This window comes from Pseudofrankia sp. DC12 (assembly GCF_000966285.1).
Lineage (GTDB): Bacteria > Actinomycetota > Actinomycetes > Frankiales > Frankiaceae > Pseudofrankia.
On the sequence record NZ_KQ031391.1, the window covers coordinates 4,420,165 to 4,434,904 of the forward strand.

General features: G+C 72.9%; 11 protein-coding genes. 9 read left to right on the forward strand and 2 right to left on the reverse strand.

Features of this window, described 5'->3' with window-relative positions:
* The first annotated feature begins 155 nt into the window (after window positions 1-155).
* A complete protein-coding gene (locus tag FRADC12_RS17825; RefSeq protein ID WP_045877506.1) occupies window positions 156-2,381 on the forward strand; it encodes an NADP-dependent isocitrate dehydrogenase in 2,226 nt (741 codons plus the stop codon).
* Between the two features lie 204 nt (window positions 2,382-2,585).
* Here FRADC12_RS17825 and FRADC12_RS17830 read toward each other — a convergent pair whose 3' ends face one another.
* On the reverse strand, window positions 2,586-3,926 hold the full coding sequence (locus tag FRADC12_RS17830) for a YhjD/YihY/BrkB family envelope integrity protein (protein WP_232303866.1): 1,341 nt from the start codon (window positions 3,924-3,926) through the stop codon (window positions 2,586-2,588).
* Window positions 3,927-3,998: 72 nt separating this feature from the next.
* Window positions 3,999-4,835, reverse strand: coding sequence for a serine hydrolase domain-containing protein (locus tag FRADC12_RS17835; RefSeq protein ID WP_045877507.1), 837 nt, complete (start codon window positions 4,833-4,835; stop codon window positions 3,999-4,001).
* A 252-nt stretch (window positions 4,836-5,087) separates the two neighbouring features.
* On the opposite strand from FRADC12_RS17835, the gene FRADC12_RS17840 reads away from it, so the two are divergent.
* The 8 genes from FRADC12_RS17840 (at window position 5,088) to FRADC12_RS17875 (ending at window position 14,613) form a co-directional block, all read left to right on the forward strand.
* Complete coding sequence (locus FRADC12_RS17840) at window positions 5,088-6,362, forward strand: NAD(P)/FAD-dependent oxidoreductase (RefSeq protein WP_045877508.1); 1,275 nt, start codon at window positions 5,088-5,090, stop codon at window positions 6,360-6,362.
* Window positions 6,363-6,633: 271 nt separating this feature from the next.
* Window positions 6,634-7,359, forward strand: coding sequence for a GNAT family N-acetyltransferase (locus FRADC12_RS28535; RefSeq protein ID WP_052710982.1), 726 nt, complete (start codon window positions 6,634-6,636; stop codon window positions 7,357-7,359).
* A gap of 501 nt (window positions 7,360-7,860) precedes the next feature.
* The gene (locus tag FRADC12_RS17850) at window positions 7,861-8,682 is read left to right on the forward strand and encodes a DUF1003 domain-containing protein (protein WP_045877509.1); all 822 of its coding nucleotides are present in this window, start codon (window positions 7,861-7,863) and stop codon (window positions 8,680-8,682) included.
* 189 nt (window positions 8,683-8,871) lie between these two features.
* Window positions 8,872-10,137, forward strand: coding sequence for a D-alanyl-D-alanine carboxypeptidase family protein (locus FRADC12_RS17855; RefSeq protein ID WP_232303867.1), 1,266 nt, complete (start codon window positions 8,872-8,874; stop codon window positions 10,135-10,137).
* Window positions 10,138-10,231: 94 nt separating this feature from the next.
* Window positions 10,232-10,516 (forward strand): SCO4848 family membrane protein, encoded by a 285-nt coding sequence (locus FRADC12_RS17860; RefSeq protein WP_045877511.1) that lies wholly within the window; start codon window positions 10,232-10,234, stop codon window positions 10,514-10,516.
* Window positions 10,517-10,722: 206 nt separating this feature from the next.
* The gene (locus FRADC12_RS17865) at window positions 10,723-13,134 is read left to right on the forward strand and encodes a RecQ family ATP-dependent DNA helicase (RefSeq protein ID WP_045879773.1); all 2,412 of its coding nucleotides are present in this window, start codon (window positions 10,723-10,725) and stop codon (window positions 13,132-13,134) included.
* A 123-nt stretch (window positions 13,135-13,257) separates the two neighbouring features.
* A complete protein-coding gene (locus FRADC12_RS17870) occupies window positions 13,258-13,752 on the forward strand; it encodes a GNAT family N-acetyltransferase (RefSeq protein ID WP_045877512.1) in 495 nt (164 codons plus the stop codon).
* Window positions 13,753-14,331: 579 nt separating this feature from the next.
* Window positions 14,332-14,613, forward strand: a complete 282-nt coding sequence (locus tag FRADC12_RS17875; RefSeq protein WP_232303868.1) for a hypothetical protein — start codon at window positions 14,332-14,334, stop codon at window positions 14,611-14,613.
* The last annotated feature ends 127 nt before the right edge of the window (window positions 14,614-14,740 follow it).

The window sequence follows — 14,740 nt, forward strand, 5'->3', positions numbered from 1 at the left end:
GTGACGCTCGCCGGCTCGTCCGACGCCCTCTCCGGTGCCGTGGCCCGTCATCGGCTCCCGCCGGCCGGCGGAAACGGGATGAGCGGGACATAGGTTCGACTGAGTGGGACCCACGTCCTGCTCGCGAGATGCAGCGAACGCGAAGCGGAGTAGCGGTGACTGATTCGACGATCATCTATACGTTCACCGACGAGGCGCCGGCCCTGGCCACGTACTCGTTCCTGCCGGTGATCCAGGCGTACGCGGCGGCCGCGGGCGTACCCGTCGACAGCCGCGACATCTCGCTCGCCGGCCGCATCATCGCGACCTTCCCGGAATACCTTGACGAGGCGCAGCGGATCGGTGACGCGCTCGCCGAGCTCGGCGAGCTGGCCCTGCGGCCCGAGGCGAACATCATCAAGCTGCCGAACATCTCGGCCTCGATCCCGCAGCTGAAGGCCGCGGTCGCCGAGCTGCAGGCCAAGGGCTACGCGCTGCCGGACTACCCGGACGAGCCGAAGACCGACGAGGAGCGCACGGTCCGCTCCAGGTACGACTCGGTCAAGGGCAGCGCGGTGAACCCGGTGCTGCGCGAGGGCAACTCGGACCGGCGCGCGCCGGCCTCGGTGAAGAACTACGCCCGCAACCACCCGCACAGGATGGGCGCCTGGAGCGCCGACTCGAAGACGAACGTCGCGACGATGGGCCAGGACGACTTCGCCAGCACCGAGAAGTCAGCGGTGGTCGACTCCGACGGCTCGCTGCGCATCGAGCTGGCCGCGGCGAGCGGCACCACCACGGTGCTCAAGCAGTCGGTCAAGGTCCTCGCCGGCGAGGTCGTCGACGCCGCCGTGCTGCGGGTCGGCCCGCTGCGCGCGTTCCTCACCGCCCAGATCGCCCGGGCCAAGGCCGAGGACGTGCTGTTCTCGGTGCACCTGAAGGCCACGATGATGAAGGTCTCCGACCCGATCATCTTCGGCCACATGGTCCGCGCGTTCTTCCCGACGACGTTCGCCGCCTACGGCCCCACGCTCTCGGCCGCCGGCCTCACCCCGAACGACGGCCTGGGCGCGATCCTCGCGGGCCTGGCCGCGCTGCCCGAGGGCGACGCGATCAAGGCCTCCTTCGAGGCCGAGCTCGCCGCCGGCCCGGCGCTGGCGATGGTGGACTCCGACCGTGGCATCACCAACCTGCACGTGCCGAGCGACATCATCGTCGACGCCTCGATGCCGGCGATGATCCGCACCTCGGGCCACATGTGGGGCCCGGACGGCAAGGAGGCCGACACCCTGGCCGTCCTGCCAGACAGCAGCTACGCGGGCGTCTACCAGGTCGTTCTCGACGACTGCCGGGCCCACGGTGCGTACGACCCGGCAACCATGGGCTCGGTGCCGAACGTCGGCCTGATGGCCCAGCAGGCCGAGGAATACGGCTCCCACGACAAGACCTTCGAGATCGCGGCCGACGGCGTCGTGCGCGTCGTCGACGCCTCCGGCGCGGTGGTTCTCGAGCAGCCGGTCGCGGCGGGCGACATCTTCCGGATGTGCCAGGCCAAGGACGCGCCGATCCGCGACTGGGTGAAGCTCGCCGTCACCCGCGCCCGGGCGACCGGCGACCCGGCGGTGTTCTGGCTCGACGAGAACCGCGCTCACGACGCCCAGCTGATCGCCAAGGTGAAGGCCTACCTGGCCGAGTACGACACCATGGGCCTGACCATCGAGATCCTCTCGCCGGTCGAGGCGACGGCGTACTCGCTGGAGCGGATCCGCAAGGGCCTGAACACCATCTCCGTTACCGGCAACGTGCTGCGCGACTACCTGACCGACCTGTTCCCGATCCTGGAGCTGGGCACCAGCGCCAAGATGCTGTCGGTCGTGCCGCTGATGGCCGGTGGTGGCCTGTTCGAGACCGGTGCCGGCGGCTCGGCGCCGAAGCACGTCCAGCAGCTGGTCAAGGAGAACTACCTGCGGTGGGACAGCCTTGGCGAGTTCCTGGCGCTGGCGGTCAGCTTCGAGCAGTTCGCGCAGGTCACCGGAAACGCCAGCGCCAAGATCCTCGGCGAGACGCTCGACCGGGCGACCGGCACGTTCCTCAACGAGAACAAGTCGCCGGCCCGGCGCGTCGGCGGGATCGACAACCGCGGCAGCCACTTCTTCCTGGCCCTCTACTGGGCCCAGGAGCTCGCCGCGCAGACCGCCGACGAGCAGCTGGCCGCCGCGTTCGCCGAGCTCGCCAAGGCGCTGACCGACCAGGAGGCGACGATCACCGGCGAGCTGCTGGCCGTGCAGGGCTCGCCGACCGACATCGGCGGCTACTACCAGCCCGACCCGGTCAAGGCGAGCGCCGTCATGCGCCCGTCGGCGACCTTCAACGAGGCGATCGCCTCGTTGAACGCGGTCTAGCGCTGTCTTCCGCACATGGGGTTTCGTTGCCCCAACCGATGCCATTTTTAATCATGAAGTGGGGTCGCATTGACAACCCGCACCCGCTGTGATCGAACGAGTTGAATCATGTCAGATTTCACCCTCCGGACGCCCGACAGCCGGTTGGTGGGCCGACAAGAGATCACTCGTCCTGACCATAGGGTGCACGTGCGGAGAACGGGTCTAGCGGCTGCCCTGGCCGTCCTCGCCTCGAGTGGAGGCGGGGGCGGCCGGCGTCGCCTCGTCGTGGGGCGCCGTCCTGGCTGACGGCGGGTCCGCCGGCCGAGGGGCTCCCGCCGCCGCGCCTGGCAGCCTGGCGGGGTGCCGGGCCGTGGCGGGATGGCGCCGCAGGACGACTCCGCGGAACCGGTCGGCGAGCCAGTGCCGGTCGGCGGGCGAGTGCCGGTCGGCGGGCGAGTGCCGGTCGGCGGGCGAGTCCGCCGTGTCGTCCGGTGCCGCCGCCGTCCTGGTGGCCTCGTCGGTCCTGGCTGTTGCCGCCTCGTCGGGGGTCTCGTCTGGCTGGCCGTCCCGGGCAGCCGAGGCCGAGTCGTCCTGCTCCGAGGAGGAGCCAGGCTCCGTCGCGTCCTGCTCGGCGGTGCCGGACGGGAAGACGTCGGAGTCTCCTGGTGCGGTGACGGCCCAGGCCGCTGCGAACAGCGTCCAGCGCATCACGATGTTGATCCAGATGAGCAGCCCGACGAGCACCGCGAAGGTGCCGTACATCGGGTTGTCGGTCGTCTTGCCGACCAGCCACGTTCCGACCAGCTTGAAGACCTCGATGCCGACCGCCCCGAGCAGGGCGGCCCGGGCAACCGCGCGACGGCTCGTCCGCCGGGGCAGCCGCCAGAACAGGTACAGGAACACCATCAGGTCGGCGATCAGGGCCAGCAGCACGCCCAGTCCTCTGGCCGACCAGGAGGCCCAGGAGCTGCCCGCCATCCCGGTCGCCCGCAGGAGTACGCCGTTCGCGGACGTCGCGAGGCTCGTCAGCGCCAACGAGACCGCCACCAGCAGGCCGAGCCCCGCGAGTACCCGGATGTCTCGCAACCGTCGGGTGATCAGGTTGCCGGCGTCGGTGCTCTGGTGCCACATCAGGCGGATCGCGTCCCGCAGGGCCGACACGAACGCCAACCCGGCCAACAACAGACCCACGAGGCCGAGTACGCCGATTCCGACCTTGAGCGTGCCCAAGCTGCCGATGTTCAGCTTGTCGGCCAGCCCAGGCAGGTAGCCGTTGATCTGTCGGATGATCTCGTCCTTGAGGTTTGGGTACGAGTCGACGACGAAGCCGGTCGCCGCGAACAGCAACGCGACTAGCGGGAAGAACGACAGGAACATGTAGTACGTGGTCGAGGCCGCCAGCCGGTCGCCGCCGTTCGCTCCATAGCGGGCGTAGGCGCGGATGGCGTGGTCGAGCGGTGGGAGCGATCGCCGGGTCGTCGAGACGCCGCCGGTGACGCCCCGGCGGGCCGTGTCGATGGTGCCGCGGATGCCGTCCACGACAGGCGGAATACCCCCTGGCACGCTTGCGGAATCACCAGCACCGCCGCGGCAGCGGTGTTTCGTCCGCGACACCCGCATGTCGCCCGCCGTGCGTCAGACGTCGAGGGTGGTGGCCTCGGCCAGGACGGCGTCGGAGAAGGCGGGCCAGGCGTCGGCGGCCCAGGGGCCGAACTCGCGGTCGGTCAGGCAGACGCAGGCCACCCCGGCGACCGGGTCCACCCACAGGAACGTCCCGAGCCGGCCGAAGTGCCCGAAAGTGGCCGGGGAGTTGGTCGCCCCCGTCCAGTGGGGTGCCTTGGTGCCCCGCAGCTCCAGGCCCAGCCCCCAGTCGTTCGGCCTCTGCATCCCGAAGCCCGGCAGCACCCCGTCGAGCCCGGGGAACGCCACCGAGGCCGCGGTGGTGAACGTCTCGGCGGCGAGCAGCGTGGGCCGCAGCAGCTCGGCGGCGAACGCGGCCACGTCGGCGGCCGTCGACGTGACGCCGTACGCCGGCGACGACTCGAGCCGGCTGGCCGTCATGCCAAGCGGGGCGAACAGCGCCTCGGCCAGGTACTCGCCGAACGCGATCCCGGTGGCCGCCTCCAGCGCCCGGCCGAGCTCCTCGATCCCGGTGTTCGAGTAGATCCGCCGGGTCCCCGGTCGGGCCAGCACACGCGGCCCGGAGAAGGCCAGCCCCGACGCGTGTGCCAGCAGGTGCGCGACGGTCGATCCGGGCGGTCCGGCCGGGTCGTCGAGGCCGAACGCGCCCTCCTCGACGGCGATCAGCGCGGCATAGGCCGACATCGTCTTCGAGACGCTTGCGAGCTGGAACGGCACCCCGAGCTCGCCGACCGCACCGGCCCGGCACACCGCCCCGTCCGCCGCACGCACGAGCACCACCGCCGCGACATTCGAGACCGGCCACTCGGCCACCTGCTTGAGCGCCTCCACCCGTCGCACTCTACGAACATCCCCACCCCATCCCCCAGACCGCCCGAGACATGTGATCACGCATACGCCTAGGCGGCGTCCGACCCGGTTCGGCGACCGCGCCGTAGGACTTGAACGGCCGCGCCCCGCCGGGGGTGGGGCCGTGTGGCGGGCCTGGGCGCGGCGCCGCGCCCAGGCCGGCTGCGGGGCTGCGCTGGAACCGGGTGGGGGCCGGGGGCATGCGGGTCGGGCGGCGGCTGCGAAAATGGGGCGATGCGCCCCCTGGACTCCGCACCGCCCGCGGTGCCGGTCACGGACGTGGCCGAGCTGCGTGACCGGGTCGCCGACGTGCTGGTCGTCGGCGGCGGGCCGGCCGGTGCCGCCGCGGCCCTCGCGGCGCTGCGCCACCGGCCGGATGCCACAGTGGTGATCGCCGACCTGGCCTTCTTCCCGCGGGACAAGACCTGTGGCGACGGCATCGCTCCGCACGGCCTCGACGTTCTGCGGGAGCTGGGCGTACCGGACGCCGCAGCCGGCTACCGGCCGGTCGACCGGATGCGGCTGCGCACCCCGGGCGGCGCCGAGGTCGCCACGCCGTCGGCCCGGGCCACCCACGTCATCCCGCGGATGGTGTTCGACGCGCGTCTGCTCGCTGCGGCGCAGGCGCGCGGCGCCCGGGTTGTGCGCCACCGGGTTCGCGACGTCGGCGTCACGGAGGTCGGCGGCGCCCCTGCGGTCGTCATGGACGGCGGCGCGCTGGCCGCCCGGGTCGTCGTCGGCGCCGACGGCGCCAACTCGGCCGTGCGCCGGGCGCTGGGCATTCCGGTGAACCCGCCGGAGTCGCTCGCGATCGCCGTGCGTGCCTACGCGGACGCGCCCAAGGCGGACGTCCCGCCGGAGCAGTACATCGAGATGACGGACGAGGGCTGGCCGGCTTACGCCTGGTCGTTCCCGATCGGCGACGGCCGGGCCAACATCGGCTTCGGGATGCTGCGCTCCCAGCTGAACGCCACGGCCGCCGCCCGTGGCGCGGCGGGCGCCGACGAGCGGTCCGGCCGCGCGGTGCTGCATGGCACCCTTGCGGCGATCCTTCCCGAGCAGCCGGCCTACCCGGGGACCTTGCGGGCCCACCACCTGCCGATGTCCACCGCGCGGCCGCGGCAGCCGGACGGCCGGGTGCTGCTGGCCGGTGACGCCGCGTCGCTGATCAACCCGCTGACCGGCGAGGGGATCTACTACGCGCTGCTGTCCGGTTCCCTCGCCGGTGACGCGGCGATGGCCGCCGTCGTGGCAGGCCGGCCGGACGGCGCTGGCGGTGCCTACCGGCGGGCGCTCGCCGGTGAGCTGGGCCGTCATCTGCGGCACACGACCCTGCTGGCCGGCCTCGCCGGCCGGCACCGCGCGCTGATGGACGCCGCCGTCCACGCGGCCAGCAGGCGCACCGAGCTGTACGACACGCTCGTCGAGATCGGCCTCGGCCGGGGCACGATCCCGGCGGCCTCGCTGGCCCGGATCGTGGCCCGCCGAGCGCTTCGGCTGGGCCGCTGAGCGCCGGGCGCCCGGCTGGCCTCCGCCAGCTGGGGGCGCGCTTCCCGTGGTGGCCCGGGTCGGTGCAGGTCACGGCCGGTTTCGGACCGGCGCCGCTGGAGCGGCGTCGGGTGGCCTTCGTGGCAGCCCCGGACGTGAGGGCCCGGAATGTGCGAACCTGATCGCTCGCGGCCGAGCACATGGTCCTAGCCTTTTGCCCGTGGCACAGCGCGCCCGCGCGACACCTCGCGGCATTGCCGCACCGCGCGTGCCACCGTCCTGAGAGGAGCCGATGAACGCGACGGGGACGAACGTCGGCGCGGTAGCGTCGGCGCCCGCGGCCATCGCCGCGCCTGGCGGATACGTGGCGTCGCTGGATGGGGCGCCCGCCGCCCACGCCGCGAGCGAGCACACGCCGGTCGACCTGGCGACAGTCGAGCAGGGACCAGTCGAGGTCGAGATCCGCCGGATCCGAGCGGACGAGGCGTTGCTGCTGCGGTCGCTGCGGCTGCTCGCGCTCACGGACGCGCCGCGAGCCTTTTCCGGTTGCGTCGGCGACGAGCTGACGGTTGCGGCGGGCGACTGGGACCGCAGGGCGCTCGACGGCGCGACCCGCCTGGACGACTATGTGGCGATCGTGACCCGGTACGGCACGCCGTGTGGCCTGGCCAGGGCCTACACGCCCGCGACGGCGGCTCACCGGCGGGAGCTGGCCGCGATGTGGATCGCGCCGTGGGCGCGGGGCATCGGTGCCGGCGACGCGCTCGTCGAGGCTGTGGTCGCCTGGTCCCGTCAGGTCGGCGCGCGCGAGGTCACGCTCTGGGTCAACCTGGACAACGCCGCCGCGCGGCGGCTCTACGAGCGGCACGGGTTCGCCATCGACGGCGACCCGGGTGGCGAGCCGGGCGACGGCCGTCGCTGGCTGCGGATGACGCAGACACTGGCGGGCATCGAGCCTGTGGGCGGCGGCGCCGCTCTGGACAGCGCCCACGGCGCCGGCTCTCGCGAACGCTGGTAGCTCGCCCGGCCTACCTGGGACAACGCGCCGACCCGGTCAACAGGCCGGCATCCGCTGCGGCGACGGGCAAAGGAGCAATATCACGGCAGCCCCAAGTGGGGTGCAGCGGAGTCGGCCGTTATCCTTGACAAGAACCTATCGGATCCTCTAGCGAGGACGACCGCGAGGAGGTGGCCGCTGTGAGTCCTGGCGGGTGCTCTAGTTACGGCCACCTCCACCTGACGCTCGACGGAAGGTAACGCGGCGTAACTAGCCTGGAGCCAGATCGCGGTCCGCGACCTGGCTCGGCGGGATTGAGTTCCCTGGGCGCGTTCAGGCGCCCGCGCCGCGCTGCCCGGCACCTCTGGTGCCCGGCAGCCGTCCTGTGTCCTTCCCTGGGTGGGGTTGGCCGATCTTGAGACAAGTTCGGCCCGGGCCGCCGTAGCGCGGCCTGCTCTTACGTGTGCGCCTCGACCCGACGGCGCTGCTCCGGCGGCGAGGCGCGCGGAACGGGGAACCTCCATGAGCATCACGACCACCGCCAGCCGCGTCGTGTCTCGGCGTGCCGCCGAGCGCCTTGACATCCCGGCGGCCAGCCGCACCATGCTCCTGCCGCGCGGCGTGAACCGCGAGGCCTTCAGCCGCGGCGCCGAGCGCGTCGCCCGCTTCCTCGGCACCGGTCGTTACCTCGCGATCCAGTCGGTGCTCGTCGTGGTGTGGATCGGCCTGAACGTGGCCATCCCGCTGATGCGTTGGGACCCCTACCCGTTCATCCTGCTCAACCTCGCCTTCTCGACCCAGGCCGCGTACGCGGCGCCGTTGATCCTGCTGGCACAGAACCGGCAGGACGACCGCGACCGGGCGACGCTCGCGGAGGACCGCGCCGCGGCGCTGCGGATCAGGGACGACGCCGAGTTCCTCGCCCGCGAGGTCGCCGCCCTGCGCCTGGCGCAGAGTGACGCGGCGACCCGGCAGTACCTGCGCGGCGAGCTCGCCCACCAGCTGGACGCACTGCGCGACGACCTGCGGCTGCTGGTGCTGGACGCCGTGCGCGACACCCTCACCGCGTCGCCGGGCGTCGGCTCAGGGGTGGCACCGGTGGCCGCGGGAGTCGGCATACGGGCCGTCGCCGGTGGTGAGCCCGCCTCCGACCTCGACCCGGCCCCGAACGGCGTCAGCGGCCGGCGCGCGAGCCGCTCGGCGGCGACCCGGGCGACCGGAGGGCACCGGACCAGCGGCGAGCGCCGCCGCGCGGCGTCCGGCCCGGCGGCCAGCACCGCGTCGGCGCTTCTTTCGCCCGACTGTCGACGCAGCCCAGACCTGCTGGGTGACCAGTCCGGCTAACCGAGGCACCGGCACCGCCTGGGTCGGAGGTCCCGGAGGCTGGGATCTCCCGCCACCCGTGTCGCACCGTGTTGGTGTTACCACGTACGGTGACACTGTGAACGCTGCTGGCTCGACCTCCCGCGTTTGGTGAGGCCGTTGACCGCCGCCACCGGAGCGGCCGGGCGCGCTTGGCTCGTCAGAGTCCTCGTGACCGCCATCCTGGCGATGCTCGCCCGGGTTGTTCTCCCGATGGTGGACGTCTCGCTGACGGGAACGGCCGCCGCCGCGCCCGCGGCCGGTGGATCCTCCGACGCCGGCTCGCCATCCGCCGGGCCGGCGCCGCCGCCCGCCCCTGCGGTCGGCCAGGGCGGCACCAGCCTGCCCGGGCGGCTGACGTCCGCGGGCTGGCTGGTCGCCGACGCGGACACCGGCCAGATCCTGGCGGCCCAGGGCGCCGACAACCGTGACCTGCCGGCGAGCACCATGAAGATCCTGACCGCGCTCGTCGTCCTTCCTGGACTCGCGCCGGACCTGCGGGTCGCGGTGGGCCGGGACGCCGGCACCGTCGACGGAACGAAGGCCGGGCTGGTCCCCGGCCAGAGCTACCTGGTCCGCGACCTCGCGACGGCGATGCTGATCGCCAGCGGGAACGACGCCACCGTCGCACTCGTCGACGCCGTCGGCGGCCGGGACGCCGTGGTCGCGCGGATGAACGCGCTGGCCGCCTCGCTCGGGGCCACCGACACCCACGCCGTCGACCCGACCGGCCTGGACGCCCCCGGCCAGCTCACCTCCGTGCGCGATCTGGCGATCCTCGGCCGGGCCGCGATCGCGCAGCCGATGGTGAGCCGGTACCTGACCATTCCGCGGGCCGTCCTGCCCACCCCCAACGGTGGTTCCTTCGAGATCCAGAACCACAACCTGCTGCTGGGCAGGTATCCAGGCACGCTTGGTGTGAAGAACGGCTACACCCTCGCGGCCGACGCCACCTATGTCGGCGCCGCGCGCCGAGGCGGGCGGACGCTGCTCGTCGCCCTGCTGCGGGCGCCGCCCAACTACGCCGCGGATGCCCGTGCCCTGCTCGACTGGGGCTTTGCGAACGACGGGGTGGTCAAGCCGGTGGGTGTCCTGCCCGCGCTGCCGCCCGTGCCCACGGTCGGGGACGGGACGGGGCCCGTCGGCGCCGGCCACGCCGGTCTCGCCGCCGGTGCGGCCCAGCCGGCCAGCGCCGACCGGCGCCACCAGGGCGCCGGTCCCGGCTGGATCACCTGGCTCGCGCTCGGTGCCACGGTCCTCGCCGGCCTGCTGGCCGCGGCCGGACACCGTCGGCGGCGGGTGCAGGCGCGCCGCCGCGCGCACCGGGCCCGGCACCTCGCGGCCGTACGGCCGCTGCCGGCGCCCCGTCCGGGGACCGGCCCACGCGGCCGCCGGCGGCAGCGTGACCTGTCCGGTTCCGGCCGCGGCGGGCGATGACGTCGGCCGCGGCCCGTGCGGGCCGCGACGCCAGTCGCCCGGTGTGACGCGGACACCTTGGCCGTCCGGGCGGACCGGCTGCGATGGTGGGGGAGTGACTCTGTCAAAGCGGGCTGCCTGGTTCCTGGTTCTGGTGGGCGTCTGGTCGTGGGTGATCTGGCCTACCTTCCTGCGCAACATCTGGAAGGACCCGCGCTCGTGGCAGGACGGCCCGACTGGCTTCTTCCTGGTCCATCTGGTACTGACGGTCGTCTCGCTGGTTGTCGGGACAGCCGTCGCCTGGCTCGGCGCGCGCGGGCTCCTGCGCGCCCGTAGGGGGGCTCGCGGCCCGATGCCCACCGGTGAGCCGGATCGCGACCTGGTTGACTCCGCCCGCTGAGCAGGCCCGGTCGGCCCACGCCCGCCGGGCTCGGTCGTGGACTGTCGCAGGGGTGGGATAGACAGGGCGGCGGCGGTCGAAGGCAGCGGGCAGGCCTTCGTCGCGCACAGCTCCTTCGGACAAGTGCGGACAGGGTGATGGCGGTGGACGCGAGCAGGCTGGCGCCGGAGGTGGCCGCCGCCACGGGCTCCGTAGGCGCGGCGGCGATGGACACCCGCGAGCGGGCGCAGCAGCTGCTGCGGCAGCTGGCTGGCCCGCACGCCCGGCTGCGTGAGGACCAGTGGCAGGCGATCGACGCGCTGGTGAACGGCCGTCGCCGGGTGCTGCTTGTCCAACGGACGGGCTGGGGCAAGTCGGCCGTCTACTTCCTCGCGACGGCGCTGCTGCGCGAGCGCGGGGCGCTGCCGACCGGCACCTCGGGGCCCGCCGTGACCACGGCGGACTGGCGCGACGAGCCCTGGCCGGTCGAGCCGCCGGACGATGGAGACGGCTACGCGGACTTCGGCCACGGGCCCGACGACGACCGGTTCGAGCCGACGGACTACGACGAGGCGTCAGTGCCGCAGGCGCCCGACGACGTGCTCGCGGGCTGGGCCGAGCCCGGCGTGCCGCGGGCCACCCGGCCCGCCTGGAACGCCGCGGCGCGTAACAAGGTCGGCCCGACCGTCATCGTCTCGCCGCTGCTCGCCCTGATCCGCAACCAGGCCCAGGCAGCGGCCCGGCTGGGCATCCGGGCTGGGGAGATCCACTCGGGCAACGTCACCGAGTGGGACGAGGTCTACGCGGCGCTGCGGTCCGGTGACCTCGATGTGCTGCTCGTCGGGCCGGAGCGGCTGAACAACCCCGCCTTCCGGGACGACTACCTGCCGGAGCTGGCGGCCTCCGCGGGCCTGCTCGTGATCGACGAGGCGCACTGCATCTCCGACTGGGGCCATGACTTCCGGCCCGACTACCGGCGGCTGCGAACGCTGGTCGTGGGTCTTGGCCCGGACGTCCCGGTGCTCGCCACCACCGCGACCGCGAACAGCCGGGTCGTCGACGACATCGCGGAGCAGCTCGGCGCCGGCAGCCGCGACGGCGCCCCCGGCGGGAACGGAACCCCCGACGCAACGGGGGAGGCCGCCGGGACGCTCGTGCTGCGCGGCGCGCTGGACCGGGAAAGCCTTCGCCTGGCCGTCGTCACGCTGCCGTCGGCCGAGGCGCGGTTCGGCTGGCTCGCCGAGCATCTCGACCGGCTGCCCGGGTCGGGCATCGTCTACACGCTGACCAAACCGGCGGCGGAGGAACTGACCGGATTCCTGCGGGCGCAGGGGCACCCCGTCGCCGTGTACCACGGCGGCACCGAGCCCGCCGAGCGGATCGCCGCCGAGGAGGACCTGCTCGCGAACCGGGTCAAGGCGCTGGTCGCGACATCGGCGCTCGGTATGGGCTTCGACAAGCCCGACCTGGGCTTCGTGGTGCACGTAGGTGCGCCCAGCTCGCCGATCAGCTACTACCAGCAGATCGGCCGGGCCGGCCGCGGTGTCGAACGGGCCGAGGTGGTGCTGCTCCCGGCCGCGGAGGACCGGGACATCTGGAAGTACTTCGCGGACACCTCGTTCCCGCCCGAGGCGGTCGTCCGGGACGTCCTCGGCGCGCTGGCCGGCACCGGGCGGGCGATGTCGACCCAGGCCCTGCTGGCGGCGGTCAACATCGGTTCCGGCCGGCTGGAGTCGATGCTCAAGGTGCTCGACGTCGATGGCGCGGTCCGCCGGGTTCGCGGCGGCTGGGAGTCGACCGGCCGGCCGTGGCACTACGAGGCCGAGCGGTATGCGCGGCTCGCTGCGGCGCGGGCCGCCGAGCAGCAGGCGATGCTCGACTACCTCGCCACCGAGGGCTGCCGGATGGAGTTCCTGCGCCGGCAGCTCGACGACCCGTACGCGGCCACCTGCGGCCGCTGCGACCGTTGCACCGGTCAGAGCTGGGACGCGGACGTCTCGGACTCGGCTCGGGATCGGGCCAGGGCCGAGCTGCGCCGCCCCGGGGTCGTCCTCGAGCCGCGCAAGCTGTGGCCGACCGGGATGAAGACCCTCGGGGTGAGCCTGTCGGGGCGGATCCCGGCCGGCGCGGGCGCCCAGCCGGGCCGCGTGCTCGCACGGCTCAACGATGTGGGCTGGGGAAACCGGCTGCGCCCGATGCTCGCGCCGGGCGCCCCCGACCAGCCGGTGCCGGATGACCTGGTCGACGCGATCGTCGAGACGCTGAAGGCCTGGGACTGGAAGCAGCGCCCGGCGGCCGTCGTCGCGCTGCCGTCGCGGTCCCGGCCGCGGTTGGTCGCGAGCGTTGCCGGCCGGATCGCCGCGATCGGCAGGCTGCCGCTGCTCGGCGCGCTCGACCGGGTCGCCGACGGGCCGTCCGCCGGCGCCTCGCACAACAGCGCCTACCGGCTGGCCGGCCTGGCCGACGCGTTCGCCGTCCCGTCGGCGGTGTCCGCCGGGATCGCGGCGGCCGACGGCCCGGTGCTGCTGGTGGACGACGTGGTCCTGACGGGCTGGACGATGACGGTCGCCGCGCGCCTGCTGCGGGAGGCCGGTGCCCCGGCCGTCCTCCCGTTCGCGCTGGCCGTCGAGACCGGCTGAGCCGGCGGTCCACGCGGCCGTTCACACCGGTCTGAACCCGCCTGGTCGCGGTGCGCGGGACCGGGCAGGAGCGGCCGAGCCAGGCCCGCATTCCTGGCGAGGCGGGACAATGGGGTGGTGGGCATGGAGCTGCTGATCCGACCGGCGGTGGAGGACGACTGGCCCGGGCTCTGGCCGTTGTGGCACACGGTCATCGCGGCTGGCGACACCTACCCGTACGACCCGGCCATGTCCAGCGAGGCCGGGAAGGCGATGTGGCTCGCCCCGCCGCCGGCCTGGACCTGGGTCGCGCTGGACTCGGCCGGCGGGATCGTCGGCACCTACCAGCTCAAGCCGAACCAGCTGACTCTCGGCAACCATGTCGCGAACGCCGGCTTCATGGTCGCGCCGCACACCAGGGGCCGCGGCGTCGGGCGCCAGCTGGGGCTGCACTGCCTGGCGTCCGCCCGGGAACTCGGCTACCGGGCGATGCAGTTCAACGCTGTGGTGACCACCAACGTCGCCTCGCTGAACCTGTGGCGGTCGCTCGGTTTCATCATCGTCGGCACGGTGCCGCGCGGGTTCCGGCACGCCGTCCACGGCGAGGTCGACATGCACATCATGCACCGGTTCCTCTGACCCAGGTGTCACGCTGGGTCACGGCGCTCGCGGTCGCCGGGCCACTTCCCAACGGCTTCGCGCGGGCCCGGCTTTTGTGTGCGCTATAACTATGCCGCTTGAAGCGGGCCTTCCGTGGGGGCTATATGTCTTTCTCGGAGACAAGGTCGCGCCTATTGTTGGACGGCATGCGCCCAGGGTGGTATGCGTCACATTCTTTGGGTGTCGTTCATCATCCGCGATCGACGCGATCATCGGAACGGTGTCTGAGAATGGTCCCGACGTTGTCACCTCCTGGTCCGGGATTCGGTGCCGAGCGTACCCGGGCGCCTGCAGTCGGCTAGAAATTCCCTTGTGCAGAAGCAAGTTCATGACCAGCATCGCCGCATCGGCCGTCTTGTGTATCGGCGTTGTGAACTCAATGCCGGAACCATGGACATCTGGCTGAAAGCCCCTAGCCTGGTTACACGGCTTCTTCTGACTGGCGGACAGCGAAGGCGGTGACGGGCCGGGATGGTGTGGGAAGAGGACGACCGCTGCACGGCGATGGTCATGGGCGGAGGTCGAGGGTATGTCGCACACCGGTGTAGCAAGAAGGCGTTGCCTCGCGACCCCGACGGGCTATGCCGAGCGCATCGGCTTGAGCGGGAAGGCAGCGCGGAGACCGACGTCGACGCCGAGCGCCGGTGGCGAGACCAGAAGGCGGCCGAGCGCCGGCTCTGGGAGCTGTGCCGCCACCTCGCCGACTTCTACAGCCTGCCAGCCGACCTCCAGTACGACGAGGCCGACTCGACCCACCCGCCGACCGGCCGCCTGATCATCGACCCCGAGGATCTGCTCCGCGTGCTGCGAGCCACGGATCTGATGCCGCGCGCGAGCTGACCGTCCGGTCAGGAGACGCGCGACGAACGACACACCCCGAGACCTGAGCACCACAGACCTGAGCCCTCTAGGACAGCCCACGCAAGGGGCCTGTCCTAGAGGGCTCAGGTCTGTCTGGCGGCCGGAT

Coding starts and splice junctions, on each gene's coding strand:
- FRADC12_RS17840 (WP_045877508.1), top strand. CDS start 5,088: ATGCGCCCCCTGGACTCCGCACCGCCCGCGGTGCCGGTCACGGACGTG.
- FRADC12_RS28535 (WP_052710982.1), top strand. CDS start 6,634: ATGAACGCGACGGGGACGAACGTCGGCGCGGTAGCGTCGGCGCCCGCG.
- FRADC12_RS17850 (WP_045877509.1), top strand. CDS start 7,861: ATGAGCATCACGACCACCGCCAGCCGCGTCGTGTCTCGGCGTGCCGCC.
- FRADC12_RS17865 (WP_045879773.1), top strand. CDS start 10,723: ATGGACACCCGCGAGCGGGCGCAGCAGCTGCTGCGGCAGCTGGCTGGC.
- FRADC12_RS17870 (WP_045877512.1), top strand. CDS start 13,258: ATGGAGCTGCTGATCCGACCGGCGGTGGAGGACGACTGGCCCGGGCTC.